Origin of the sequence: Mycolicibacter kumamotonensis (genome assembly GCF_002086285.1) — a bacterium.
Taxonomy (GTDB): Bacteria; Actinomycetota; Actinomycetes; order Mycobacteriales; family Mycobacteriaceae; genus Mycobacterium; species Mycobacterium kumamotonense.
Window position 1 is genome coordinate 1 of sequence record NZ_MVHU01000039.1, and the last position, 23,962, is coordinate 23,962.

Sequence of the window (23,962 nt, forward strand, 5' to 3'; positions counted from 1 at the left end):
TGACAACCGCACGTGGCAACCCGATTCACCCCCCATCGCCAAATCGGCCGCTTGACTTCTTCATTGAGAGTCCTTTCGCGCTGCCTACCCGCGTCACCCTATGACGTCTAGCCGAGTTGCACGGTGCCGTCGGGCTCGATTCGCCAACCGGGGTTGTGGGCGACTTCCCAGATCAGTCCGTTGGGGTCTCGGACATGGGCGTGGAACACCCCTCCGAACCGGCCCGGCTGCGGGGCCTTGAGGACACTGCCGCCCGCGGCGGCCATGGCCTCGGCCAGAGCGATCACCTGATCCGGGCTGTCGACGTTGTGCGCCAGGGTGACCCCGGAGACCCGGGAATGGTCGCCGGGAAGTGCCAGATCTTCGTTGAACTTGACCGCGTCGAAGAAACCCAGCAGCTGCCCCGGGGCCGTCTGGTAGAAGATGATCTCGCCCTCGACCGCCAGCAGCGGGCTCCAGCCCAGTGCGTCGTAGAAACGACGGGTGGCGCCCAGATCGGTTGCGGCGACCGTGACGAAGTGCAGCTGCTGATCCATGCCGCCAAGCCTAAGGCGGTCGAGCGGCACTCCGAGGTCAGTAGATTCGTGTACTATCACACATACGTTCGATTAGCGATCTGCCGGGGCCGGAGTCACTGGCCCATGCCGATGACGACGCCCTGGTGGCGGCCATCACCGGGTGGGCCCGGGCAGAAGCCGCGGCGTCGGCACGGCGGCTGGCGGCGATCGGCGAACTGGTGGCACGGCGCACCCGCGGAGCGGATGCGGTGAACCGGTCGCGGTGGTCATGCGACTACTGGGATGCTGCTGCCGCCGAGGTTGCCGCGGCCGAGCAGATCAGCCACGGTATGGCCTCGTCCCAGATGTACCTGCCCTCGGCGCCCTGGCCGCCGGAGCTGACACCCTCGCGTGCGCCTGTGGCGACACCGACTGTCCGGCCGGCGGCACCGACGCCCGGGCGGCCAACGTCACGGTCTACGTCCTCGCCGACCCGGCCGCCCTGGACACCGCGGCCGAGCCGCGGTTCGGCGACGGCGAGCAAACGCCGATCGCCCCGGCTCTCAAACCCCGACCACGTCCGGCACCGTCCGGGCACATCATCGGCGGCGGCACGGTACCCGCGCCGCTGCTGGCGCAGCTCGCCGACAGCGGTGCCACCGTCACACCGCTGCGGCACCCGGCCGATCTGCCGGCCGAACCGCACTACCGGCCCTCGACAGCCCTGGCCGCCTTCGTCCGGGCCCGCGACCTCACCTGCCGATTCCCCGGCTGCGACCAGCCCGCCACCCACTGCGACATCGACCACGCCATCGCTTATCCATTCGGGCCCACCCACCCGGCCAACCTGCGCTGCCGATGCCGAAAACACCACCTGCTCAAGACATTCTGGACCGGCCCCGGAGGCCGGCACGATATCCAACAGCCCGACGGCACGGTGGAGTGGACCAGCCCCACCGGCCACACCTACACCACCCGACCAGGCAGCACACTCGTCTTCCCTACCGTGTGCATGCCCAACGCCACACCACCGGCGGCAACATCGCCGGCCCCACCGCCTGCGGGCCGAGGCCTCATGATGCCCACTCGCACGCGCACCCGAATCCAAGACCATGCCCACCGCATCAACAGTGAACGCGCTCTCAACAAAGCCCCACTCTGATGGGCCGGCGGGCACCTAGCTCTTGAAGGGCAGGATCTTGTTGAGCTGATCGAGCTCCTTGCGCAGGTCGTGGATCAGCGCGGTGCCCCTGGCGGTCTGCGCCACTGCATAAATACCGTCCTGGTGCTGCGCCAGCTCCGCGATGTGCTGGTAGGCCGCGCGCACGGATTCCAGCGTGCGCGCAAGCAGGTCCGTGGTGGACACAGTGTCGTTTGCTTGGGTCACAGTTTTGCAGCCTATCGCCTCGCCGTGGCAAGAGGCTAGAAACCGCGGAGTGCGCAACCTGGCAAACACCTGCGACTTGCGGGATAGTCTCTCGACAACACGACGGGCAGGAAGGAGACGGCCGTGGATCGCTACCTCACCGCGGGCCTGGCCAGTGCACTGGTCGCCGCCGGACTGATGGCCGGGTGGCTGGTCGCCGCGCCGCCGGCGGCCCATGCCGGTTGCCAGGACAACCCGCTGCTGTTCTTCTCCACCGCCCAGAAGTGCGACGGCCCACTGCAGCCCGACGGTAGCTGGCAGCGCTGCGTGATCTACTACTACGAACCGCCGAAATCACCGCCGTCGCAGCAGGACTGTCACCAGATGGGGCCGCTGGGCCGACAATATCCGTTCCACTCGTTCTACCAGCCCGAGACCCACATCGACCCGTAGCGCGCTCAGTCCATCAATTGGGCGGCCACCGTCGCACCGAGCTCCCAGCATGCTTCCAGTTCGGCCTTGCCGGGCTTGCCCGACACCACCACGTAGTCAGCGGCCTTCACCCACCCCAGGCCCGTCGTGATGGAGTCCACCGCGCGTTCGGCCCCCTCGGTGCCTTCGTTGCCGTGCAGGTACAGCCCGAACGGCCGGCCGCGGGTCGAATCCAGGATCGGGTAGTAGCACACGTCGAAGGCGTGCTTGAGGGCACCGCTGAGATAGCCCAGGTTGGCGGGGCTGCCCAGTAGGTAGCCGTCGGCGGCCAGCATGTCGGTCGGCGACACCGACAGCGCCGCACGGCGCACCACCGCGACCCCCTCGATCTCGGGATCGCTCGCCCCGGACACCACCGCCTCGAACATGGCCTGGCAGTGCGGCGACGGCGTGTGGTGGACGATCAGCAGCGTCTTGCTCATCGGTTCTCCTGCAGCCGGACCGCGGTTTTCATCGCCTCCCGGGCACGCCGACGGTCCCCGGCGAACTCATAGGCGCGGGCCAGCCGGTACCAGCGCCGCCAGTTGTCCGGGTCGGCGTCGAGTTCCTCGCGGACCGTGCGGAACAGGGCATCGGCGGCGTCGCGTTCGATGCGTCCGGACGGTCGCCGTGGCAACGCACCGGCGTCGAGTTCCATGCCGTCCTCAGCGATCAGCCGGGACAGCCGCTGGTGGGCGAAGCCGTCGCGCAGGGTGGCGATCATCGCCCACAGCCCGATGAAGGGCATGACCAGCAGTGCCAGTCCCATCCCGATCGCCGGAACCGAGTCGGATGTGATGAGTAGCACCGCAATCCGGCCCAGGAACACCAGATACATCAGCAGCGCCAGGCACATGAAGGCGATCAGTGCCTTCATCCGGGCGACCGCCGACACGTTGACCACGCCTATTTCAGGTCGAGGAGCGGCTCGATGCCGATGGTCAGCCCGGGGAATTGCGCGACACGGCGCACCGCCAGCAGGACCCCCGGCACGAACGACGTCCGGTCGATGCTGTCGTGGCGGATGGTGAGCGTCTCACCCAGGGTGCCGAACAGCACCTCCTGATGGGCGACCAGCCCGGCCAGCCGCACCGAATGCACCGGAACACCGTCCACGTCGGCGCCGCGCGCTCCGGGCAGACCGGTGCTGGTGGCATCCGGGTTGGGCGGTAGGCCTTTTCGGGCTCCGGCGATCAGCGCGGCAGTGCGGGTGGCGGTGCCCGACGGCGCATCGGCCTTCTGCGGGTGGTGCAGCTCGATGACCTCCACCGATTCGAAGAACTTGGCGGCCTGCACCGCGAAGTGCATCGACAGCACCGCGCCGATAGCGAAGTTGGGTGCGATCAGCACCGACACCCCGGGTTTGGCCTCCAGCCAGGAGCGGACCTGCTCGAGTCGCTCGGCGGTGAATCCCGTGGTGCCGACTACCGCGTGAATCCCGTTGTCGATCAAGAACTTCAGATTGTCCATCACGACGTCGGGGTGGGTGAAGTCGATCACCACCTCGGTGTCGCCGTCGGTCAGCAGGCTCAGCTCGTCGCCGGCGTCGACCTCGGCGGACAGGGTCAGATCATCGGCGGCGCGCACCGCCGCCACCATGGTGGCACCGACTTTGCCTTTGGCGCCCAGCACTGCTACCCGCATGGCTGCCACCCTAGCGGGGGCCGCGAGCGGCGCGAAGCCGGGCGCGGCAGGCACGGCAGCAGGCGTCAGGACACCTCCCGGCGGGCCTCCCCGGATCGGCCGGCCTCGGCCAGGCGTTCGGCCACGAAGCGGCAGATGAGATCGAACGCCGCCCGACTGTCCGGCAGGAACGGGAACAATGCCGGGAAAGCATGCAGTTCACGCGCCCATAGCTCGAGGCGGCTGGGCCGGTCCAGCCGCTGCAGCGCGGCGTGCAGCCGTTCGGCATCGCAGCGCAGGATCTCCGACTCGGCCGCGATCAACAGGACCGGTGGCATCATCTCCAACCTGCCGTTGATCGGGGACAGCTCGTGGCGCAGGCGCGCCGAGGGGCACGCCAGATCGATGATGTCGGGCAGCACCGCCGGGATGCCGAACGCGTCGGCGGTCCTGTTCGAGTGGGTGCTGCGGGCGACGCCGTCCAACTCGAGCAGCGCCGATATCCCGACCACCCCGGCGGGGGCGGGCAGGCCGCGCTGCTGGCCGGTCAGCGCGGTCGCGAACGCCAGGAACCCGCCGGCGGAGTCCCCGGCGAGCACCGTTTTGGCCGGGTCGGCGCCAAGACCGAGCAGCCAGCGGTAGGCGCCGATGCAATCGTCCACCGATCCGTCCACCGTCACCTGGGGGTATTGCCGGTAGTCGACATGGAGAACCGGCAGCCGGGTGCGTCGGGCGAGTTTGGCCACCACGTGCAGGTGGGTGTCCAAACCTCCGGTGACGAAGCCGCCACCGTGGAAATACAGGATGACGCCATCGGCGAAGGCCTCACCCAGGGCCCGGCCGCGATCGGCCGCGCGGACCACTTCGACCGGGACACCGGGGTCCTGGCTGCGGGTAAAGCCCACCCCGAATAACGGCCGGATGCGTTGCAGCCTGGCGACGGTGTTGACCCGGCGGCCCATCTTCGTGATCCGCCCGGCGACCGTCCCGCTGCCGGCGTGCAGCACCAGGCGCCGCACCAGGCGCGGGGTGACGGCGTTGGCCAGCCCGTAGATCAGCTTGGCGGGCAGGCTGGCCGGATGGATTGGAACGGTTGGGGGCATCCGGGCAGTGTAGGGGCCGACCGGTAGCGGAGGCCGTGATTTGTCGAAATCGCCTGGAAGTTAACGTGAACTCACGCGTCGATGACGATTCGGCCGCCGTTGGCCCGGGAGACGCAGACCAGCATCTCGTCGTCGGATTCCGCGGTGCGTCCTCGCCGGTCGACATCACCGGAGATGACTTTGACCTTGCAGGTGCCGCAGAATCCCTGCCGACACGAGCACGCGGTGGTCGGGTCGGCGTCGAGCATCACATCCAGCGCCGATCGGTCCGCGGGAATCAGCAGCAGGCGCCGCGAGCGGGCCAATTCGAGCTCGAAGGGCACACCGTCGACCACCGGAGGCGGGCTGAACCGCTCGTAGTGCAGCGGCGCATCGGCATGTTCGTTGCGGCTGAGGCGCACCGCTTCGAGCATCGCGGTCGGACCGCACACATAGACCGCGGTCTGCGGGCCGGCGCCGGCCAGCAGTTCGTCGGTGCCGGCAAACCGCCCGTGCTCGTCATCGGCCCACACGGTGACCCGCTCGGGATCCACCGCCAGCACCTCGTCGAGCAGTGGCATGTCGGTTCGGCTGCGCCCGGCATATACCGCGCGCCAATCGATTCCACGCTGGGCGGCCTCGCGCAGCATCGGCAGCATCGGGGTCACCCCGATCCCGCCGATCACGAACAGCACGTCGTTCTCGTCGGTGCCGAGATAGAACGCGTTGCGCGGACCCTCGAAAACCAATGTGTCGCCCACCGCGTAGGACTCGTGCATCTCCACCGAACCGCCCCCGCCGTCGTCGAGCCGGCGCACGGCGATGCGGTATTCGGTCCGCCTTCCGGGCACTCCGCACAGCGAGTACTGCCGGCGGCGGCCGGACGGCAGCTGCACATCGATGTGACCGCCCGGCGTCCACGACGGCAGCAGCCCGCCATCGGGTTCCGCGATCGTCAACGCCACGACGTCCGGGGTCAACATCTCCCGCTTGGTGACGACCGCCGCGATGGTCCGCGACACGGGCGCCACCCGCGACGGCTTCCACCTCGACAACCCGGACACACCGCTGAAGACCGTCACCGCCGCCCACAGCAGGCTGAAGAACCGGTCGTGCTTGCGCCGGCCGTAGAGGTCGGCGGGCCGAGAGCGCCAGATCTGTTGTGCCATATCAGCTTTACCGGATATCGGGGACGTCGCGGCTGGGAGCATCCTCGTTGTCCGCCACATTCTGATCCACCCATTCACCGACGAGCCGGGCGATCATGCCGGGGCGATCGGTGACCACCCAGTGACCGCCGTCGATGTCGAGCACTCGATGGCGAGGTGGGATCGCGCCGGTGAAGCGCTGCAATGCGGGGCTGACGAACAGGTCCAGGCGGGGCGCGAGTACCTGCACGGCGACATCGGTCGAGGGCAGTGGCACGGCCGGCTTGATCAGCGGACGCGGCATGTTCGCCCGGTAGAGGTTGAGTCCGTTGACGTAATCGTTCTCCCCGCGGTGCGTGGCCCGCCGCGGACCACCGGAGCGGCCGATGCGCTCCAGGGTGTCGATGAGCCTGCCGCCTAATCCGGAGCGGAAGAGCGCCTCGGGCAGCCGCGGGGTCAGAAACAGCCAGATGTAAGACGACTCCAGCAGCTGCCGGACCACATCGACCACGCCCCGCAGGTTGCGCGGTGACCGTAGGAACCGGCCCGCGTAGTCCAGATGGGGGCCCGAAATCGAGGTGTAGGAAGCGATTTTGGGCGCTACCGAGGGATCGGTGATCGCCGCCCAGCCCTGGATCGAACCCCAGTCGTGGCCCAACAGGTGGACTTCGGCCACCCCCAGGTGATCGATCACCGCGCCGACGTCGTCGACCAGCCGAGGAAGCCGGTACCCGGACCTGTCCGCCGGCGCCGCGGACGCTCCCGCACCCCGGACGTCGTAGGCGACGACGTTGTACCGGCCCGGGTACTTCGCGGCGAGCTCATGGGCCACCGGATCCCACACGTGGTGGTTGTCCGGGTACCCGTGGATGGCCAGGATCGTCGGTCGCTGCGGATCCAGGTCCGTGTAGGCATGCACCGCCAGGCTCACGCCGTCTGTTGACGTCACGGTGGTCGGGCTGTTCATTCCCTGCACTCCTCGTGTTCGGCCGGATACCGGTCAGTGCGTGGCGCGGGCGGCCGGCGACACCGCCAGGTAGTTGACCGCACGCTCCACCCCGCCGAGTTGCGCCGGGTGAAAGCCCGGCCGGTAGTAGGAGCCGATGGCGGGCAGGAATTCGAACGGCGCGGGAACCAGCCCGCGGCGCGCCGCCGCGAACCAGTCCCGCCAGCGCGGCTTGGTTCCCGCCGGCAGGTGCGGGTCCACCTTGTACATGAACCGCAGCCCGCGAACCCACAGCAACAGCATCAGCGGCGTGACGGCCAGCTGGGTGCGGACCTGCCGGAGATACCCGACCCGCAGGTGCTTCATCACGTCGAAGGCGACGGCTTTGTGCTCGACCTCTTCGGCGCCGTGCCAGCGCAGCATGTCCAGCATCGCCGGGTGGGTTCCGGCCGCGTCCAGCGCCGGGCTGTCGAGGATCCACTCCCCCAGGATCGCCGTGTAGTGCTCGACGGCGGCGACCAGCGCCACCCGTTCCAACAGCCAGCGCTGCTGGCGGCGCTTGCTCCAGTGCGGACGGTCGCCGAGCAGCTTTTCGAACAGCCACTTGATCTGGCCGGTGAACGGCGACATGTCGATGCCGCGAGTGGCCAGGTGGTCGACGACGCCGGCGTGCGCCTGGGAGTGGGTGGCCTCCTGCCCGATGAAACCCTGGACGTCGAGGCGCAGCTGATCATCCTTGATCAACGGCAGCACCTGCTTGAACAACTCGACGAAGAACTCCTCGCCGGCGGGCAGCAGCAGGTGCAGCACGTTGCAGAAATGGGTCGCGAAGGGCTCCCCGGGCACGTAGTGCACCGGCAGGTCCGACCAGTCGAACCCGACGTCACGGGCCTGCAGGACGATGCGCTCGTGATCCAGCGACCCGTCGTGCGGCCCCGCGGCAGTGTCATCGACCTTGAGCATGGCAACCCCCATCAAGTTTACAAATCCAGTGATTTTGTATTTGAAATTGACAGATCATCCAGTGAGGTACAACGATACCACCGGTACCGGCTAGATTGAACCTCCCGACTCGGGGCCCCTGGCAATACCGCACCCCGGCAGCCTGTCGCCGCTGGTCACCGCCGCACCGACACCGCCGAGTGCCCTGCCGACGGCCGACCGTCGCGTCCGGGCGGCACCGCCCCCGGCTACATCACCCCGCCAGGGCTGCGAGGATGTCCGCGGCCAAACCCGGGCGGACGGTCCGGTAGGCGGTCCCGGCCCACAGGCTGGTCCCGTGCGGGTCGTCCATCGCCACCGCCGCCGCCCGGATCGGCGTGGTCATGTGGTTGATCTCCGGATAGCCCACCGGCGCCACGTTGTCGAGGGTCCGGGTGAAGTCGTTCTCCAGCCCCCGCGCGTAGCGGCCGGAGAACGCACACGTCACCGTGGTGTTGATGAATTCCGGGTTGGTCAGAGCCGCCCGGTGCGTCGGGTTGGTGCCCGCCTCGTCGGCCAGCAGCAGTGCGGTGCCGACCTGGGCGGCGACCGCACCCCGCCCCAGCACCCCGGCCACGTCGGCCGCGCTGCCCAGGCCGCCGGCCGCCACCAGCGGGACGTCACCGTGGGCATGGCCGATCTCGGCCAACAGGTCCTCGAGAGGTTCGGTGCCCGGCCGCACATCGGGGGCGAACGTTCCGCGGTGCCCGCCGGCGCCGGGGCCCTGCACCACCAGCGCGTCGGCGCCGTGCGCCACCGCGACGCCGGCTTCGTAGGCCGAGGTCACCGTGACCAGGGTCAGGATGCGCAGGGCACGCAGCCTGGCCAGCTCCTCCGGCGCCGGCGCGCCGAACGTGAACGACACCACCGTGGGCCGCAGATCGGCGACCACCTCGAGCTTCTCCGGCCAGCAGTCGTCGTCGCCGAAGCGGGGCCTGCCCAGCTCGACTCCGTAATGCTCGGCCAGTGGTTCCAGCAGGTCGGCGTACTCGTCGAGCAGCACCACATCCGCATAGCTGGGTTGCGGCACAAACAGATTGACCCCGATCGGACCGGCCGTGGCGCTGCGCGCGGCGGTGATCTCGTCGGCCAACTGTTGCGGGGTACGGTATCCGCCGGCGACGAATCCGAGGCCCCCCGCCTGCGACACCGCGGCCGCCAGCGCCGGTGTGCTGGGACCGCCGGCCATCGGCGCACCGACCAGCGGGACCGTGAGTTCGGAGAAGCTGAAAGACATCTGCCTAGCCTGCCATCATCCGGCCAGCGCCCGCAGCCTCCGGGGCAGTGAACCTTTCGACTTGTACGGACCGAGCACCGCGACACCGTAGGGCCGGCGCAACAGTCTTCTGGCGACCGCGTTGACCTCGTCAACGGTCACCGCAGAAAGCTCCCGCAGGGTGCGCGAGATGGGACGGTACCGTCCGTAGTTCAGTTCGGTCCGGCCCAACCGGTTCATTCGAGAACCCGAATCCTCCAGGCCCAGAAGCAATCCGCCGCGCAGCGACCCCTTCGCGATACGGCACTCCTCGGCGGTGATGCCGTCCCGCGCAATCGCGTCGAGCACCTCGGTGGTCACGGCCGCAACTTCAGCGAACCGCTCCGGCTGGCAGGCGGTGTAGACCGATAGCGCACCGGCGTCGGCGAAGGTGTCCACCGACGAGTAGATCGAGTACGCCAGTCCGCGGGATTCCCGAACCTGTTGGAACAGCCTGGAACTCAACCCGCCGCCGAGGGCGGTGTTGAGCACCGCCAGCGCCTGACGGTGCTGCCAGTACCGGCCCGGGGCCCGCACACCCAGCGACATGTGGGTCTGATCGGCGTCACGGTTGATCACCGTCAGCGCCGGAGAACCCGGGACCCGGGCGGCACCACGGCGCGGCGCGACGGGCTGTTGGCCGCGAACCAGCCTGTGCCCGAAGTGGTCTCGCACCAGCGCCACCACGGTGTCATGATCGACGTTGCCGGCCACCGCGACCACCATGCGCTCCGGGGTGTAGCGGCGCTGGTGAAACGACCGCAGCTGTGCGCGGGTCATCCCCGACACCGATTCGACGTTGCCGATCACCGGCCGTCCGATCGGATGGTCGCCGAACAGCGTCGACAAGAACACGTCGCCCAGCGCATCCTCGGGGTCGTCGTCGCGCATCGCGAGCTCTTCGAGGACCACGTCACGCTCGAGATCCACGTCCTCGGCCGCGCAGCACCCGTTGAGCACCACGTCGCTCACCAGCGCTACCGCCAGCTCCAGGTCCGTGTCGAGCACGTGGGCGTAGTAGCAGGTGTGCTCCTTGCCGGTGAAGGCGTTGAGCTCACCCCCGACGGCGTCCATGGCCTGCGCGATGCCGGCCGCCGTGCGGGTCGGGGTGGCCTTGAACAGCAGGTGCTCCAAAAAATGCGCCGCCCCGGCTACCGTGGCGCCCTCGTCGCGCGACCCGACGCCGACCCAGACACCGACCGACGCCGAACGGACCGCCGGGAGATACTCGGTGACCACCCGCAGCCCGCCGGGCAGGGTGGTGCGTCGCAGTGTGGCGCGCGCGATGTCAGCTCTCGACGGCCGCGGCATCGGCAGGCTCAGCGGACGCCTGGGCCGAGTCCGCCGAATCGGCTGAATCGTCGACGGGCACCAGCGAGATCTTGCCGCGGTTGTCGATGTCGGCGATCTCCACCCGAAGCTTGTCGCCGACCTTGACGACGTCTTCGACCTTGGCGACGCGCTTGCCCTTGCCGAGCTTGGAGATGTGCACCAGCCCGTCGCGGCCCGGCAGCAGCGACACGAAGGCGCCGAAGTCGGTGGTCTTGACCACGGTGCCCAGGAATCGCTCGCCGATCTTCGGCAGCTGCGGGTTGGCGATCGCGTTGATCTTGTCGATCGCGGCCTGCGCCGACGGGCCGTCGGTGGCCCCGACGAACACCGTACCGTCGTCCTCGATGGAGATCTGCGCGCCGGTCTCCTCGGTGATCGAGTTGATCATCTTGCCCTTGGGGCCGATCACCTCGCCGATCTTGTCCACCGGAACCTTGATGGTGGTGACCCGCGGCGCATACGGGCTCATCTCGTCGGGGGCGTCGATGGCCTCGGCCATCACCTCCAGGATGGTCAGACGCGCATCCTTGGCCTGCGCCAGCGCACCTGCCAGAACCGCCGAGGGAATGCCGTCGAGCTTTGTGTCCAGTTGCAGCGCGGTGACGAAGTCCTTGGTGCCGGCGACCTTGAAGTCCATGTCGCCGAACGCATCCTCGGCACCGAGGATGTCGGTGAGGGCGACGAAGCGGCGCTCTGAAGTCTTGGTGCCGTCCACCGCTTCAACTTCAATGTCGTCGGAGACCAGGCCCATCGCGATACCGGCGACCGGAGCCTTCAGCGGCACACCGGCGTTGAGCAGTGCCAGCGTGGACGCGCAGACCGAACCCATTGAGGTGGATCCGTTGGAGCCCAACGCTTCCGACACCTGCCGGATGGCGTAGGGGAACTCCTCGATGCTCGGCAGCACCGGAACCAGGGCCCGCTCGGCCAGGGCGCCGTGGCCGATCTCGCGACGCTTGGGCGAACCGACCCGGCCGGTCTCACCGGTGGAGTACGGCGGGAAGTTGTAGTGGTGCATGTAGCGCTTGGTGGTCTCCGGCCCCAGCGAGTCGATCTGCTGGGCCATCTTGATCATGTCCAGCGTGGTCACCCCGAGGATCTGGGTCTCACCACGCTCGAACAGGGCGCTGCCGTGCGCCCGGGGCACCACCGCGACCTCAGCGCTCAACGCCCGGATGTCGGTGATGCCGCGGCCGTCGATGCGGAAGTGGTCGGTCAGGATGCGCTGACGCACCAGTTTCTTGGTGAGGCTGCGGTAGGCCGCGCTGATCTCCTTCTCGCGACCCTCGTAGGTTTCGGCGAGGCGCTCGAGCACCTCGGCCTTGATCTCCTCGGTGCGCTCGTCACGCTCGGCCTTGCCCGCGATGGTCAACGCCTTGGCCAGCTCGTCGGTGGCCACCGAGGCCACCGAGTAGTAGACGTCCTCGCCGTAAGCGGGGAACAACGGGTAGTCGGCGGTCGGTCGGGCAGCGGCGTCGGCCAGCTCCTGCTGGGCCTTGCACAACGCCGCGATGAACGGCTTGGCCGCCTCCAGCCCCTCGGCCACCACGGTCTCGGTCGGCGCCTGGGCGCCGGATTCGATGAGCTCGATGACGTTCTCGGTGGCCTCGGCCTCGACCATCATGATCGCGACGTCGCCGTCATCGAGGGTACGACCGGCCAGCACCATGTCGAAGGTCGCGCGCTCGAGCTGCTCAACGGTGGGGAAGGCCACCCAGACGCCGTCGATCAGCGCCACCCGCGCCGCACCGACCGGGCCGGAGAACGGCAGGCCGGCCAGCTGCGTGGAGGCCGACGCGGCGTTGATCGCCACCACGTCGTACAGGTCGTTCGGGTTCAGGCTCAACACGGTCACCACGACCTGGATCTCGTTGCGCAGGCCGTCGACGAACGACGGGCGCAGCGGGCGGTCAGTGAGCCGGCAGGTCAGGATCGCGTCGGTGGACGGCCGGCCCTCACGGCGGAAGAACGAGCCGGGGATACGCCCGGCGGCATACATCCGCTCCTCGACGTCGACGGTGAGCGGGAAGAAGTCGAAGTGCTCCTTGGGAGCCTTGCTGGCGGTGGTCGCCGACAGCAGCATGGTCTCGTCGTCGAGGTAGGCGACGACGCTGCCGGCCGCCTGCTGGGCCAACCGGCCGGTCTCGAAGCGGATGGTGCGGGTGCCGAAGCTCCCGTTGTCGATGACGGCGGTGGACTCGAAAACGCCTTCTTCAATTTCAATTGCAGACATGGACGCCCGTGCGGCCTTCCTGGTTCATTCAGCTGTTTCGCACGCCAGACGTGGACCAGCAAAGTACCTGGATGCGGCTACGGTCGTCGATCGAAGCGGCCGGATCTTTGAAGCTTCAGACCCGGCTGCCACTACCGAAGACCGCCCGACTCAGGTCTGGCCGGATCGCGGGAACGTGTCCCGTCGTGACGTGCCGGAGTGACGCGCGCGGACTGCGCGGGCCACACCTACGTCCGGGCGGAGCCCGGAACGGTCTCACTCTACACGGCGGCGGTTGCCGCCGGCCGGAATGTCAGCGCCGGAGACCCAGGCGCTCGATCAGCGAGCGGTAACGCGCCACATCGATCTGGGCGAGGTACTTGAGCAGACGACGCCGGCGGCCGACCAGCAGCAGCAGGCCGCGCCGGGAGTGGTGGTCGTGCTTGTGGGTCTTGAGGTGCTCGGTGAGGTCGACGATCCGCTTGGTGAGCAGCGCGACCTGCGCCTCCGGCGAGCCGGTGTCGGTCTCGTGCAGACCGTAGTTGCCCAGGATCTCTTTTTTCTGCTCGGTTGTCAGCGCCACGAAAACATCTCCATCAATCGGTCCCGCGAATGTCATTACGGCGGCCACCGCGGACTGCAGCACGCCGAGCGGGAAGTTTAGCAGCGCCGGGGCGTCGGCACCCAATCCACGCACCGCCGCGTGGCCGCGTCAGTCCTCGACGAGCAGACGGCGGGTCTTGTCCACGTCGGTGTTCATCACCGCCACCAGATCCGCCACCGAATCGAACTTCTCCTGGCCCCGGATCCGGCTGACGAAGTCGACCGCCACCCGCTGGCCGTACAGGTCGGCGGTTTGATCGAGCACGAACGCCTCGACGGTGCGGGCCCGTCCGGAAAACGTCGGGTTGGTGCCGACCGACACCGCCGCCCGGCAGCGCTGACCGGCGATGAGGGTGCCCGGCACCGGCCCGTGTCCCAGCACGGTGAACCATGCGGCATACACCCCGTCGGCCGGTATCGCCGCGTACGCCGACGGCGCCACGTTGGCGGTCGGGAATCCCAGGTCCCGGCCGCGGCCATCACCGCGCACCACCAGCCCCTCGACCCGGTGCGGCCGGCCCAGGGCTTCGGCGGCCGCGACGACGTCGCCCGCGTCCACGCAGGACCGGATGTAGGTCGAGGAGAAGGTGACCGACTGGGCCGGGTCCGAGTCGGCGTGTTCAGCCACCAGCGACACCGACGTGACCGCGAAACCGAACTGCTCGCCGGCGCGGCGCAACGTCTCGACGTTGCCCGTCGCCTTGCGGCCGAAGGTGAAGTTCTCCCCCACCACCACTTCCACCACGTGCAGGTGCTCGACCAGAAGTTCGTGGATGTAGCGGTCGGGGGTGAGCTTCATGAAATCGGAGGTGAACGGGATCACCAGGAACACGTCCACCCCGGCCTCCTCCACGAGCTCGGCGCGGCGCGCCAACGTGGTGAGCTGCGCGGGGTGGCTGCCGGGGTAGACCACCTCCATCGGGTGCGGGTCGAAGGTCATCAGCACCGTCGGCACCCCGCGGGCTTTACCCGCTTTCACCGCATGTGCGATCAGTTCGGCATGGCCGCGGTGGACACCGTCGAACACGCCGATGGTGAGCACGCACCTGCCCCAGTCTGTGGGGATCTCGTCCTGCCCCCGCCACCGCTGCACATCCGCAAGCCTAAACTGTCGTGTGTGAGCCCTTGGGAGCAGTCGGATGGGCTGACTAGCGTCGCCCAGGACTATCTGAAGGTCATCTGGACCGCGCAGGAATGGTCGCCCGACAGGGTCAGCACCAAGATGCTGGCGGAGAAGATCGGCGTGTCGGCCAGTACCGCCTCGGAGTCGATCCGCAAACTCGCCGAAGCCGGCCTGGTCGACCACGAGAAGTACGGCGCGGTGACGCTCACCGATGAGGGACGCCGCGCTGCGCTCGGGATGGTGCGCCGGCACCGGTTGATCGAGACGTTCCTGGTGCGCGAACTGGGCTACAGCTGGGACGAGGTGCACGACGAGGCCGAGGTGCTCGAACACGCGGTCTCCGATGCCCTGGTGAACCGCATCGACGCCAAGCTGGGGTTCCCGCAGCGCGACCCGCACGGCGACCCGATCCCGGCGGCCGACGGGCAGGTGCCCACACCGCCGGCGCGCCAGCTGTGGGAGTGCACCGACGGCGACTCGGGGACGGTGGCTCGGATCTCCGACAGCGACCCGGAAATGCTGCGCTACTTCGACGGCGTGGGCATCAGCCTCGACGCCAGGGTCCAGGTACTGACCCGCCGCGAGTTCGCCGGGATCATCTCGGTGGCCATTGAGCCGCCCGCCGGCGAGAAGTCCACCATTGACCTGGGAAGCCCTGCCGCACAGGCGATCTGGGTGGTGTGATCAGCCGATGGCCAAGCTCGAACTGTCCCGCGAACTGGCACTGCCGCCCGACGAAGCCTGGACCCACGCGTCGAACCTGTGTGAACTCGGTGACTGGCTGTCGATGCACCAGGGCTGGCGCTCCGAGTTGCCCGACGAACTCGCCGTCGGAACGACGCTGATCGGGGTCGCCGGGGCCAAGGGCATGCGCAACCGGGTCACCTGGACGGTTCGTAAGTTCGATCCGCCGGCGCTGCTGGAACTCACCGGCGATGGGGTGGGCGGCACCAAATATGGTCTGTCACTGGCGATCTCTCCATCCGGCGCCGGCTCGCGTTTCATGCTGCGGCTGGACATGGGCGGCCGGCCGCTGTTCGGCCCGATCGGGGCGGCTGCCGCTCGCGCCGTCAAGGGCGACATCGAGGGTTCGATCAAGCAATTCGAAACGCTGTACACCTGAGCCCCCGCGTCACGCGAATCAGCCGCTCAGCAGCCCTTGGCGATGTGGGTGACCTGAACCTCGTTGCTTCCGGCGTAGATCATCAGCGATTTGGCGTCGCGGGCCAATTACTCGACCCGGTATTCGGCCAGGTAGCCGTTGGCGCCGAACAGTTGCACCGCGTTTATCGCCACGTGCGACATCAGCGCCACGCCCGCGCGTTCGGCGACGAAATTGGCCCGGGCGCTGTCCCGCCCGACACCCGAGCCGTCGTCCAGCTTGGCGTAGACGATCAGCACTCGATTCAGCGCTCGGCGCGCTGGTAGGCGGTGACTACGGCGGCACCGCCGAGCCCGATGTTGTGCTGCAGGGCGGCGGTAACGCCGTCGACCTGTCGTTTGTCGGCGGTGCCCCGCAGTTGCCAGGTCAGCTCGGAGCACTGCGCCAAGCCGGTGGCACCCAGCGGGTGGCCCTTGGAGATCAGTCCACCGGAGGGGTTGACCACCCAGCGACCGCCGTAGGTGGTGTCGCCGTTGTCGATCAACGTGGGGGCATCACCTTCACCGCAGAGCCCCAGCGCCTCATAGAGCAGCAGCTCGTTGGCCGAGAAGCAGTCGTGCAGTTCGATGACCTGGAAGTCTTGCGGCCCGAGCCCGGATTGGTCGTAGACCCGTTGGGCGGCTTGCACATTCATGTCATAGCCGATCAGGTTCTTGGCGGTGCCGTCGAAGGTGGAGGCGAAGTCGGTGGTCATCGCCTGCCCGACGATCTCGACGGCCTGCCCGGCCAGTCCGTGCTTATCGACGAACGCCTCACTGGCCAGGATCGCCGCCCCCGAGCCGTCCGAGGTCGGCGAGCATTGCAGCTTCGTCAGCGGGTCGTAGATCATCCGGGAACCCAAGATGTCGTCGAGGGTGTACTCGTCGGAGAACTGGGCGTAGGGGTTGTTGACCGAATGCTTGTGGTTCTTGTAGCCGATCTTGGCGAAATGCTCGGCGGTGGAACCGTATTGCTTGATGTGTTCGCGCCCGGCTGCGCCGAACATCCACGGCGCCACCGGAAACAGCACCTCGGATATCTCAGCCAGCGCCAGCACATGCTTTTCCATCGGCTGGGCGCGGTCGTCGTAGGTGGACTCCAGCGAGCCGGGCTTCATCTTCTCGAAGCCCAATGCGATGGTGCAGTCGGCCAGCCCACCCCGGATCGCCTGGGCGGCGAGATAGAGCGCGGTCGACCCGGTCGAACAGTTGTTGTTGACATTGACGACCGGGATCCCGGTCAGTCCCAGTTCGTACAGCGCCCGCTGCCCGGAGGTGGACTCACCGTAGACGTAACCGACGTAGCCCTGCTCCACCTCGCGATAGTCGATCCCGGCATCGACCAGCGCCTTGGTGCCGGATTCGCGGGCCATGTCCGGGTAGTCCCACGCCGACCCGTCGTCGTTGTGGCGCCGGCCCGGCTTCTCGAACTTCGTCATCCCGACGCCGATCACATACACCTTGTTCGCCATGGTCCTCCTCCGCATCCGGCAAATGGCTAGAAACATACAGGGTTTCTCGAGACCGGAACCCGCGTCGTCGAGACGGCCTACAGCGTCGCCGGCCGGATGACCACCACCGATTTCGTCCGGTTCCCGGAATCCTCCAGCAGCGCGATCACCCGTCCGTCGCCGGCGGTGGCGGCGTAGACGCCGTCGATACCGGCGGGCGTCAGCGGCCGGCCGTGACTGACGTCGAGCGCCTCGTCGGCGGTCAGGTCACGGCGCGGAAAGCTCTGCAGGCAGGCCTCATCCAGGCTGTAGCTCAGCCGTGGGTCCTCCCCCAGCTCCTCGAGGGTGCGGGCCTGATCCAATCCGAAGTGACCGGCCCGGGTGCGCCGCAGGGCGGTCAGGTGCCCGCCCACCCCCAGCTCGTTGCCGAGGTCGCGGGCCAGCGCCCGGATGTAGGTGCCCGCCGAGCAGTCCACCTCGACGTCAAGGTCGACGAACTCGCCCACCCGGCGCGCGTTCAGCAGCTCGAAGCGCTCGACGCGCACCGGACGCGCCGGCAGTTCGACGGGGCGGCCTTCGCGGGCCAGCTGGTAGGACCGCTTGCCGGCGACCTTGATGGCGCTGACCGCCGACGGTATCTGCAAGAGATCGCCGCGCAGTCCGGCGATCGCCGCGTCGATCTGCCCGTCGGTGATGTGCCGAGCTGACATCGTCTGCAGCACCTCGCCATCGGCGTCCTCGGTGGAGGTGGTCTGGCCCAGCCGGATGGTGGCGGCGTAGGACTTCGCCGACGTGGTGAGCAGGCCCAGGATCTTGGTGGCCCGTTCGATGCCGATCACCAGTACCCCGGTGGCCATCGGGTCGAGGGTGCCGGCGTGGCCCACCTTGCGGGTGCCGAAGAACCGCCGGCAGCGCGCAACCACGTCGTGGCTGGTGATTCCGGCCGGCTTGTCGACGATCACCACGCCGGGCTGGGCGTTCACAGCACGATCGCGGTCAGCACGAGCCCGCCGGTGACCGACCACCGCCCGCGTAGTTCGGTCAGCGGCGGTCCGGACAGCGCCGCGGGGTCGATGAGGATGCGGGAGACGAACGCGCCGGACGTTTCGCCAGTAAGAGTGAAAGTGATGTGGGCGTCCTCGAAGCCCAGCCACCGTTTGGTCAGCGGATACCACGCCTTGTAGGTGGCTTCCTTGGCGCAGAACAAGATCCGGTCCCAGTGCAGCTCGCGCGGCAGGGCGGCCAGTTCGACACGTTCGGCGGGCAGACTGACCGCGTCGAGCACGCCGTCGGGCAGCACGTCGTGCGGTTCGGCGTCGATGCCCACCGACCGCACATCGGCGTCGCGGCCCACCACCGCGCCCCGGAAGCCCGCACAGTGCGTCAGGCTGCCGACGACGCCGTCGGGCCAGCACGGTTCGCCCTTCTCCCCTTTGAGGATCGGCACCGGCGGCTGACCGAGTTCCTCTAACGCCAACCGGGCGCAGTAGCGCACCGTGACGAATTCGTTGCGGCGCTTGGCGACCGAACGCACCACCAGCGGCTCCTCCTCGGGCAGCGGCGCCAGTCCGGGCGGGTCGTCGTAGCGTTCGGCCCAGGCCAGCGACTGCCCAGGAGTCAGCACCGTGTCCAGCAGCTTGCTCATCGCGACTGCCGTTGCCGCAGCCGTTCGGCGAACTTCGCACTGGCCGCGCGCATCTCGTCGGTGATGACGAAGTGCCCGCCGAACTCGTTGAGATAACCGGGCGGGTATTGCGGGTCGGGCAGTATCTGGCGCAGCCACCGATGCGGCCTGCGGCGCTGCCACTCCCGCGGGTAGCCCACCGAGACCTCTTCGAAGCGCACCCCGTCGTAGTAGGTGGTACGCGGGATGTGCAGGTGACCGTAGACCGAGCAGGTCGCGTTGTAGCGGGTGTGCCAGTCGGCGGTCTCGGTGGTGCCGCACCACAGCGAGAACTCCGGGTAGAACAGTGCGTCGCACGGCTGGCGCACCATCGGGAAATGGTTGACCAGCACGGTCGGGGTCATCCAGTCCAGCTCCTCGAGGCGCTTGCGGGTGACGGCAACCCGGTCGCGGCACCACGCATCCCGGGTGCCGTAGGGCTCGGGCGAGAGCAGGAACTCATCGGTAGCCACCACGTTGTTCTCCCGCGCGATGGCCAGGCCCTCGGCCTTGCTGGACGCGCCGGCGGGCAGGAACGTGTAGTCGTACAGCAGAAACATCGGCACGATGGTGGCCGGGCCGCCTTCCTCGGTCCAGAGCGGGAAGGGGTGCTCGGGGGTGATGACGCCCATCTGGTCGCACATGTCGACCAGGTAGTCGTAGCGCGAGCGCCCGAAGATCTGCATCGGGTCCTTGGTGGTGGTCCACAGCTCGTGGTTGCCGGGCACCCAGATCACCTTGTCGAACCGTTTCCGCAGCAGGTCCAGCGACCAACGGATCTCATCGGTGCGTTCGGCGACATCACCCGCGACGATCAGCCAGTCGTCACCGGTGGCCGGATGCAGCGACTCGGTGACCGGCTTGTTGCCCATGTGGCCGGTGTGAAGATCGGAGATCGCCCACAGGGTCGGGCCGTGCGAGGCCGTCGGCTCGTGGATGGTCACGATCCTCAAGACTAGCGGCGCCCCCCGGTGCGGCTGCGGCGGGCGAATTAGAACGTGTTCTCGCCTTTGCCGCAGTGGTCGGCGCCACAACTTGTACACTCCCGGGGAAAGTCCGGGCGGAAGCGAGGAGTGGCATGCTCACCAAACTGCGTCTGGCCACGGCGTTCAGCGCGCTGGTGATGGCCGTCGTCATGGTCTGGCAGCAGGCGCCGCCCACCAGCAACCCGGCCACCGCCGGGGCGCACGGCGTGCAGTTGCGCTCCACCGCCGCCCCGCTGGCACCGCCGCCCACCTCGAGCAAGCCGGTCAACATCACCAACCCGCGCCCGTTCGACGCCTGCGAAGACATCCCCTTCGACGTCATCGCCCAGCTGGGTCTGGCCTTCACCCCACCCAAACCGGTGGAGGGCGTGCGCTGTGAATTCGACGCCGGCAACTACCAGATGGCCGTCGAGACCTTCGTGTGGCGCAGCTACGACGAGTCCATCCCCGCCGACGCGATCGAGATGGACATCAACGGGCACCGTGCGGCCCAGTACTGGGTCATGAAACCCACCGAGTGGAACAACCGGTGGTGGTTCTCCTGCATGGTGGCGTTCAAGACCAGCTACGGCGTGATCCAGCAGTCGCTGTACTACTCGCCGGTGTACTCCAACCCGGACATGGACTGCCAGACCGAGAACCTGATGCGCGCCCACCAACTGGCGCCGCACTACAAATACTGATCCGGGTGAGCACCGCCCCGCGCCTCGCCGACGTCGTCCTGAATCGGGCACTGCGACGGCTGCCGCCGCCCACCACCGGCTACACCGTGCGCCGAGAGCGCATCCCGATGCGCGACGGCGTCATCCTGCTCGCCGACCACTATGAGCCGACGGCAGGGGTGGACGGAACCCTGCTCGTTCGCTGCCCGTACGGTCGGGGGTTCCCGTTCTCACTGGTGTTCGCCCGGATGTACGCCGCGCGCGGCTACCGGGTGATCCTGCAGAGTGTGCGCGGCACATTCGGATCCGCCGGCGATTTCGAGCCGATGGTCAACGAGGCCGCCGACGGCGCCGACACCGTGGCCTGGATGCGTACCCAGCCGTGGTTCAGCGGCTCCTTCGCGACCATCGGGATCTCCTATCTCGGATTCACCCAGTGGGCGCTGCTGGCCGATCCGCCACCGGAGCTGGCCGCCGCCGTCATCACCGTGGGGCCGCACGATCTCTACCAGTCGACCTGGGGTGTCGGCTCGTTCGCGCTCAACGACTTCCTGGGCTGGAGCCACCTGATGGCCCACCAGGAAGAACGCCCGCGGATCCGGGCCGGTATCCACCAGCTGACCGCTCAGCGCAGGGTCCGGCGCGCCGCGGCCGGACTGCCCCTGGGCGCGGCCGGCCGCACGCTGCTGGGCGCCGGCTCACCCTGGTACGAATCGTGGGTCGAACACCCCGAGGCCGACGACCCGTTCTGGGATGCGCTACGCCACCCGGCCGCACTGCAGCGCACGCAGGTTCCGGTGCTGCTGTTCGGCGGTTGGCAGGACCTGTTCCTGGATCAGACCCTGGCCCAGTACCGGGCGTTACGCGACCGGGGCGTCGACGTGGCGATGACAATCGGGCCGTGGACGCACACCCAGATGCTGACCTCCGGTCTGGGCCGGGTCACCGCCGAGTCGTTGCAGTGGCTGGACACCCATCTGCGCGGCTCGGACAGCACCCCGCGCCCCGGCCGGGTCAGGATCTTCTCCGCCGGCCGGGGCTGGCAGGACCGGCCGGATTGGAATCCGGCCGATGCTTCCGCCGCGTGGTACCTGCAGCCCGGCGGAACGCTCGCGGCCACTCCGCCCGACGCCGACGCCCCGGCGGCCACCTTCCGTTTCGACCCCGGCGACCCGCCGCCCACCATCGGGGGACGTCTGCTGTCACCGGCCGGCGGGTACCGCAACGACAACCGGCTGCACCGCCGCGACGACATGCTCAGCTTCACCGGGGCCACGTTGACCGGGGATCTGGACGTCTGCGGCGTGCCGGTGCTGGAGTTGGACCACAGCTCGGACATCCCCGACGTCGACCTGTTCGTCCGGGTCAGCGAGGTCGATGCGCGCGGCCGCTCGGTCAACGTCACCGACGGCTACCGCCGGCTGCGGCGCCACACCGGACCGGTGCGCATCGAGTTGGACGCCATTGCGCACCGTTTCCCCGCCGGCGCCCGGATCCGGGTGCTGATCGGCGGCGGCAATCACCCCCGCTACGCGGTGAACCCGGGCACCGGCGAAGCGCCGATCAGCGCCACCCGGGTGCAACCGGCGCTGCACACGCTGCGCTTCGGCCGGTCACGATTGCTGCTGCCCCCGGACCGCATCAACGGCCTTGACCAGTAGGTCCGACATCAGGCGCTGCGGATCCAGCTGATCGCCCGCACTGCCCATCACCACGATCGATGTCCGGTCGTCGAGTGCCGCTGTGTAGAGGTAGTCGGGATCCTCCTCGGGATCCGCGACGGACAGCTTGACGCCGGTTGTGGTGACGCCGGCGATGGCGGGTGCCGGTATCCGCTCCACGGTCCCGGTCGCCTCCGGCGAACCGGACAGCGTGATCCGGTCGCAGCCTGCCGGATCATCGCCGGCCGCAATCGGATTCGGTGACCTCAGGGCGACGACATACATGTTCCCCTGGTCGCCCTGCCCGATCACACCGGCGGCTTCGGTGCCGGCCTTCGGATCGACGTAGGGTGGGATGACCACCGACCGGCACTGCGGCGGCTCGACGGTAGCGTCGGTGAACGCGGCGACGGCCGACCCGGCGATGTCCTGCTCCCCCAGCGTCTTGGCCGGGTGCGCCTGCACGGTGAAGCCCGCCGGGAAGTCGTCCTTGATGGCGTCGACCCGCGAGATGTCGTACGGCGCCGGGCCGGGCTCAGCGGCAGGCTGCTGCGACACAACCGACCCCGCCGGAGTCACTTCGGTGCTGGCACCGCACCCGGCGAGGGTTGCCCCGACACCGAGTGCGGCCAGTAGCACCAGCCCGTGGCGGGCGGCAGTTTGCCGCCCGCCATCAGGTTTCGGTTCCGCCATCGCGGTCACCACCACCACCACCAGTGGTGCCAGAAGTGGTGATGATGATGACGCCACCAGTGATGCCCCCACCACTGAGGCATCGGCCCGGACTGCGGGCCGATGGCCAGCACGTTCGGACCCGCGGATTGCGGCTGACCGACGAGCGCAGGCGGCGCGTCGGCGACCTGGACCGTGGCCGGCGGGGATGCCGGGAATCCGTCCGGGGCGGCCTGCGCCGGTCCCGCAGCACCCGACAACAGCGCACCGGCGAACACGCCGGCTCCGATCGCCCCAGCCGCCACGCGTCGGCACGAATTCCGTGAAATCATCATGATTTCCTCCCTCGTCAAGATTCCCGAATTCTCTTGATATTCTGCAAGAGTAACACTCATGACGGCGTCCAACAATGGTTGGAGCGGCATTTTTCCCGCTTTGTATCATCGCGTGTCCGGGGAGTTCTAAATAATGGCTATTGCTCCTGTTTCAGCAGTTCACCAGCTGTTTACTGATCTACTGATCCACTGATTCACTGGTATCCGTATTTCATGAAATCATTGCCAATCCAGTCCGACCATGTCTTTTTGCGGAGGCACTGGTAATAGGCTGTGAATTGACTAGGACGGCATTTCGATTCCGAGGTCCGGGGCGCGACCCCGACCACCGCTGAGTTCACCATCCGTTGCTCCGGCGCTCACCCGCGACGGTTGACGGACTACGCTGGCGTGAGTACCAGGGCGAGGTTCCACCGCTACCGAAGGTCCACACGATGAGCACCGCCAGCGATCCCCTCAAGAACCGCAGTGTCCGCGTCACGCCCACCGGCTGGGCGCCGGCGCGCGAGCCGGGAATGAAGCCGACGGAGCCGATCCCGCTGCGTCAAACCCGAACCCGCCGCACCGTCGATCTGTCGCCGGCCCAACACCGCGGGCTGGATATGTGGCAGCGTGAGGCCGCCGACCGTGTGGGGTGCGCCCGGATCACCGGGCAGGAAGTGATGACGGCACTGATCGACCAGCTGCTGTCCGACCCGGACCTCTCGGCACAGATCATCCGGACCCTGCGATCCCGGCGGTGACACCGCGGCG

At 68.3% G+C, this 23,962-nt stretch carries 27 protein-coding genes and 1 pseudogene; 7 read left to right on the plus strand and 21 right to left on the minus strand.

The genetic code is table 11. From position 1 onward, the window contains the following. Positions 1-107 precede the first annotated feature (107 nt). On the minus strand, positions 108-536 hold the full coding sequence (locus BST28_RS19610; protein ID WP_083082506.1) for a VOC family protein: 429 nt from the start codon (positions 534-536) through the stop codon (positions 108-110). 250 nt (positions 537-786) lie between these two features. Between BST28_RS19610 and BST28_RS19615 the strand changes: the two genes are divergently transcribed. Further along, entirely contained in the window at positions 787-1,659 is an 873-nt protein-coding gene (locus BST28_RS19615; protein ID WP_420093450.1) for an HNH endonuclease signature motif containing protein, read from the plus strand. Positions 1,660-1,674: 15 nt separating this feature from the next. Here the strand turns inward: BST28_RS19615 and BST28_RS19620 are convergent, their stop codons facing one another. Further along, complete coding sequence (locus tag BST28_RS19620; protein WP_019738094.1) at positions 1,675-1,863, minus strand: hypothetical protein; 189 nt, start codon at positions 1,861-1,863, stop codon at positions 1,675-1,677. A 144-nt stretch (positions 1,864-2,007) separates the two neighbouring features. Between BST28_RS19620 and BST28_RS19625 the strand changes: the two genes are divergently transcribed. Further along, entirely contained in the window at positions 2,008-2,316 is a 309-nt protein-coding gene (locus BST28_RS19625; protein ID WP_019738093.1) for a CDGP domain-containing protein, read from the plus strand. Positions 2,317-2,321: 5 nt separating this feature from the next. Here the strand turns inward: BST28_RS19625 and BST28_RS19630 are convergent, their stop codons facing one another. The 12 genes from BST28_RS19630 to BST28_RS19685 form a co-directional block, all read right to left on the minus strand. Then, positions 2,322-2,777: a flavodoxin family protein gene (locus tag BST28_RS19630; RefSeq protein WP_083082509.1), complete on the minus strand. Its 456-nt coding sequence runs from the start codon at positions 2,775-2,777 to the stop codon at positions 2,322-2,324. Next, a complete protein-coding gene (locus BST28_RS19635) occupies positions 2,774-3,229 on the minus strand; it encodes a tetratricopeptide repeat protein (protein ID WP_083082545.1) in 456 nt (151 codons plus the stop codon). Before BST28_RS19635 ends, BST28_RS19630 begins: the two co-directional genes overlap by 4 nt. 11 nt (positions 3,230-3,240) lie before the next feature. Next, complete coding sequence (gene dapB, locus BST28_RS19640) at positions 3,241-3,978, minus strand: 4-hydroxy-tetrahydrodipicolinate reductase (protein WP_065289209.1); 738 nt, start codon at positions 3,976-3,978, stop codon at positions 3,241-3,243. Positions 3,979-4,043: 65 nt separating this feature from the next. Then, positions 4,044-5,060, minus strand: coding sequence for an alpha/beta hydrolase (locus BST28_RS19645; protein WP_083082512.1), 1,017 nt, complete (start codon positions 5,058-5,060; stop codon positions 4,044-4,046). 71 nt (positions 5,061-5,131) lie between these two features. Continuing rightward, positions 5,132-6,208 carry a PDR/VanB family oxidoreductase gene (locus tag BST28_RS19650; protein ID WP_083082514.1) on the minus strand — a complete coding sequence of 359 codons (1,077 nt, stop codon included), beginning with the start codon at positions 6,206-6,208 and terminating at the stop codon, positions 5,132-5,134. 7 nt (positions 6,209-6,215) lie between these two features. Then, positions 6,216-7,154, minus strand: a complete 939-nt coding sequence (locus BST28_RS19655; RefSeq protein ID WP_083082517.1) for an alpha/beta fold hydrolase — start codon at positions 7,152-7,154, stop codon at positions 6,216-6,218. Between the two features lie 33 nt (positions 7,155-7,187). Beyond that, complete coding sequence (locus BST28_RS19660) at positions 7,188-8,096, minus strand: metal-dependent hydrolase (protein ID WP_019737570.1); 909 nt, start codon at positions 8,094-8,096, stop codon at positions 7,188-7,190. Between the two features lie 232 nt (positions 8,097-8,328). Beyond that, on the minus strand, positions 8,329-9,351 hold the full coding sequence (locus BST28_RS19665) for a nitronate monooxygenase (RefSeq protein WP_019737571.1): 1,023 nt from the start codon (positions 9,349-9,351) through the stop codon (positions 8,329-8,331). A 15-nt stretch (positions 9,352-9,366) separates the two neighbouring features. Next, positions 9,367-10,680 carry a M16 family metallopeptidase gene (locus tag BST28_RS19670; RefSeq protein WP_019737572.1) on the minus strand — a complete coding sequence of 438 codons (1,314 nt, stop codon included), beginning with the start codon at positions 10,678-10,680 and terminating at the stop codon, positions 9,367-9,369. Next, the gene (locus tag BST28_RS19675) at positions 10,658-12,934 is read right to left on the minus strand and encodes a polyribonucleotide nucleotidyltransferase (protein WP_083082520.1); all 2,277 of its coding nucleotides are present in this window, start codon (positions 12,932-12,934) and stop codon (positions 10,658-10,660) included. Before BST28_RS19675 ends, BST28_RS19670 begins: the two co-directional genes overlap by 23 nt. Positions 12,935-13,226: 292 nt before the next feature. Further along, positions 13,227-13,496, minus strand: coding sequence for a 30S ribosomal protein S15 (gene rpsO, locus BST28_RS19680; protein WP_029249408.1), 270 nt, complete (start codon positions 13,494-13,496; stop codon positions 13,227-13,229). Between the two features lie 129 nt (positions 13,497-13,625). Beyond that, positions 13,626-14,609, minus strand: a complete 984-nt coding sequence (locus tag BST28_RS19685; RefSeq protein WP_043337489.1) for a bifunctional riboflavin kinase/FAD synthetase — start codon at positions 14,607-14,609, stop codon at positions 13,626-13,628. 24 nt (positions 14,610-14,633) lie between these two features. Here BST28_RS19685 and mntR point away from each other — a divergent pair, with 24 nt between their 5' ends. Further along, positions 14,634-15,323 carry a manganese-binding transcriptional regulator MntR gene (mntR, locus tag BST28_RS19690; protein ID WP_019738144.1) on the plus strand — a complete coding sequence of 230 codons (690 nt, stop codon included), beginning with the start codon at positions 14,634-14,636 and terminating at the stop codon, positions 15,321-15,323. Between the two features lie 7 nt (positions 15,324-15,330). Further along, positions 15,331-15,762, plus strand: a complete 432-nt coding sequence (locus BST28_RS19695; protein ID WP_019738143.1) for a type II toxin-antitoxin system Rv0910 family toxin — start codon at positions 15,331-15,333, stop codon at positions 15,760-15,762. Positions 15,763-15,788: 26 nt separating this feature from the next. Here the strand turns inward: BST28_RS19695 and BST28_RS24220 are convergent. The 5 genes and pseudogenes from BST28_RS24220 to pptH all read right to left on the minus strand — a co-directional run. Continuing rightward, a pseudogene (locus tag BST28_RS24220) lies at positions 15,789-15,935 on the minus strand (acyl-CoA dehydrogenase family protein); the annotation flags it as partial. A gap of 110 nt (positions 15,936-16,045) precedes the next feature. Further along, positions 16,046-17,251, minus strand: a complete 1,206-nt coding sequence (locus tag BST28_RS19705; RefSeq protein ID WP_083082522.1) for a lipid-transfer protein — start codon at positions 17,249-17,251, stop codon at positions 16,046-16,048. 77 nt (positions 17,252-17,328) lie between these two features. Next, on the minus strand, positions 17,329-18,213 hold the full coding sequence (gene truB, locus BST28_RS19710; protein ID WP_019737028.1) for a tRNA pseudouridine(55) synthase TruB: 885 nt from the start codon (positions 18,211-18,213) through the stop codon (positions 17,329-17,331). After that, positions 18,210-18,875, minus strand: coding sequence for a 4'-phosphopantetheinyl transferase PptT (gene pptT / locus BST28_RS19715; protein ID WP_019737027.1), 666 nt, complete (start codon positions 18,873-18,875; stop codon positions 18,210-18,212). Before pptT ends, truB begins: the two co-directional genes overlap by 4 nt. Further along, positions 18,872-19,837, minus strand: a complete 966-nt coding sequence (pptH, locus tag BST28_RS19720; RefSeq protein ID WP_019737026.1) for an ACP phosphodiesterase PptH — start codon at positions 19,835-19,837, stop codon at positions 18,872-18,874. The genes pptT and pptH overlap by 4 nt, the downstream gene beginning before the upstream one ends. A gap of 134 nt (positions 19,838-19,971) precedes the next feature. On the opposite strand from pptH, the gene BST28_RS19725 reads away from it, so the two are divergent. Together BST28_RS19725 and BST28_RS19730 are read left to right on the plus strand one after the other, a co-directional pair. Beyond that, complete coding sequence (locus BST28_RS19725; protein WP_019737025.1) at positions 19,972-20,562, plus strand: DUF3558 domain-containing protein; 591 nt, start codon at positions 19,972-19,974, stop codon at positions 20,560-20,562. A gap of 5 nt (positions 20,563-20,567) precedes the next feature. Further along, on the plus strand, positions 20,568-22,202 hold the full coding sequence (locus BST28_RS19730) for a CocE/NonD family hydrolase (protein WP_065289217.1): 1,635 nt from the start codon (positions 20,568-20,570) through the stop codon (positions 22,200-22,202). On the opposite strand, the gene BST28_RS19735 is transcribed toward BST28_RS19730, so the two are convergent. Then, on the minus strand, positions 22,155-22,895 hold the full coding sequence (locus BST28_RS19735) for a DUF5642 family protein (protein WP_080575678.1): 741 nt from the start codon (positions 22,893-22,895) through the stop codon (positions 22,155-22,157). The two genes, BST28_RS19730 and BST28_RS19735, sit on opposite strands and share 48 nt — an antisense overlap. Positions 22,896-22,900: 5 nt before the next feature. Further along, positions 22,901-23,209 carry a hypothetical protein gene (locus tag BST28_RS23810; protein ID WP_131813862.1) on the minus strand — a complete coding sequence of 103 codons (309 nt, stop codon included), beginning with the start codon at positions 23,207-23,209 and terminating at the stop codon, positions 22,901-22,903. A 434-nt stretch (positions 23,210-23,643) separates the two neighbouring features. On the opposite strand from BST28_RS23810, the gene BST28_RS19745 reads away from it, so the two are divergent. Beyond that, positions 23,644-23,952: a hypothetical protein gene (locus BST28_RS19745; RefSeq protein ID WP_019737021.1), complete on the plus strand. Its 309-nt coding sequence runs from the start codon at positions 23,644-23,646 to the stop codon at positions 23,950-23,952. Positions 23,953-23,962: the final 10 nt, after the last annotated feature.

Bases quoted from the DNA above. Each gene is read 5' to 3' on its own strand.
- BST28_RS19610 (WP_083082506.1), bottom strand. From the start codon at position 536: ATGGATCAGCAGCTGCACTTCGTCACGGTCGCCGCAACCGATCTGGGC.
- BST28_RS19615 (WP_420093450.1), top strand. From the start codon at position 787: ATGCGACTACTGGGATGCTGCTGCCGCCGAGGTTGCCGCGGCCGAGCA.
- BST28_RS19630 (WP_083082509.1), bottom strand. From the start codon at position 2,777: ATGAGCAAGACGCTGCTGATCGTCCACCACACGCCGTCGCCGCACTGC.
- dapB (WP_065289209.1), bottom strand. From the start codon at position 3,978: ATGCGGGTAGCAGTGCTGGGCGCCAAAGGCAAAGTCGGTGCCACCATG.
- BST28_RS19645 (WP_083082512.1), bottom strand. From the start codon at position 5,060: ATGCCCCCAACCGTTCCAATCCATCCGGCCAGCCTGCCCGCCAAGCTG.
- BST28_RS19650 (WP_083082514.1), bottom strand. From the start codon at position 6,208: ATGGCACAACAGATCTGGCGCTCTCGGCCCGCCGACCTCTACGGCCGG.
- BST28_RS19655 (WP_083082517.1), bottom strand. From the start codon at position 7,154: ATGAACAGCCCGACCACCGTGACGTCAACAGACGGCGTGAGCCTGGCG.
- BST28_RS19660 (WP_019737570.1), bottom strand. From the start codon at position 8,096: ATGCTCAAGGTCGATGACACTGCCGCGGGGCCGCACGACGGGTCGCTG.
- BST28_RS19665 (WP_019737571.1), bottom strand. From the start codon at position 9,351: ATGTCTTTCAGCTTCTCCGAACTCACGGTCCCGCTGGTCGGTGCGCCG.
- BST28_RS19670 (WP_019737572.1), bottom strand. From the start codon at position 10,680: ATGCCGCGGCCGTCGAGAGCTGACATCGCGCGCGCCACACTGCGACGC.
- BST28_RS19675 (WP_083082520.1), bottom strand. From the start codon at position 12,934: ATGTCTGCAATTGAAATTGAAGAAGGCGTTTTCGAGTCCACCGCCGTC.
- BST28_RS19695 (WP_019738143.1), top strand. From the start codon at position 15,331: ATGGCCAAGCTCGAACTGTCCCGCGAACTGGCACTGCCGCCCGACGAA.
- BST28_RS19705 (WP_083082522.1), bottom strand. From the start codon at position 17,251: ATGGCGAACAAGGTGTATGTGATCGGCGTCGGGATGACGAAGTTCGAG.
- pptT (WP_019737027.1), bottom strand. From the start codon at position 18,875: ATGAGCAAGCTGCTGGACACGGTGCTGACTCCTGGGCAGTCGCTGGCC.
- BST28_RS19725 (WP_019737025.1), top strand. From the start codon at position 19,972: ATGCTCACCAAACTGCGTCTGGCCACGGCGTTCAGCGCGCTGGTGATG.
- BST28_RS19735 (WP_080575678.1), bottom strand. From the start codon at position 22,895: ATGGCGGAACCGAAACCTGATGGCGGGCGGCAAACTGCCGCCCGCCAC.
- BST28_RS23810 (WP_131813862.1), bottom strand. From the start codon at position 23,209: ATGATGATTTCACGGAATTCGTGCCGACGCGTGGCGGCTGGGGCGATC.
- BST28_RS19745 (WP_019737021.1), top strand. From the start codon at position 23,644: ATGAGCACCGCCAGCGATCCCCTCAAGAACCGCAGTGTCCGCGTCACG.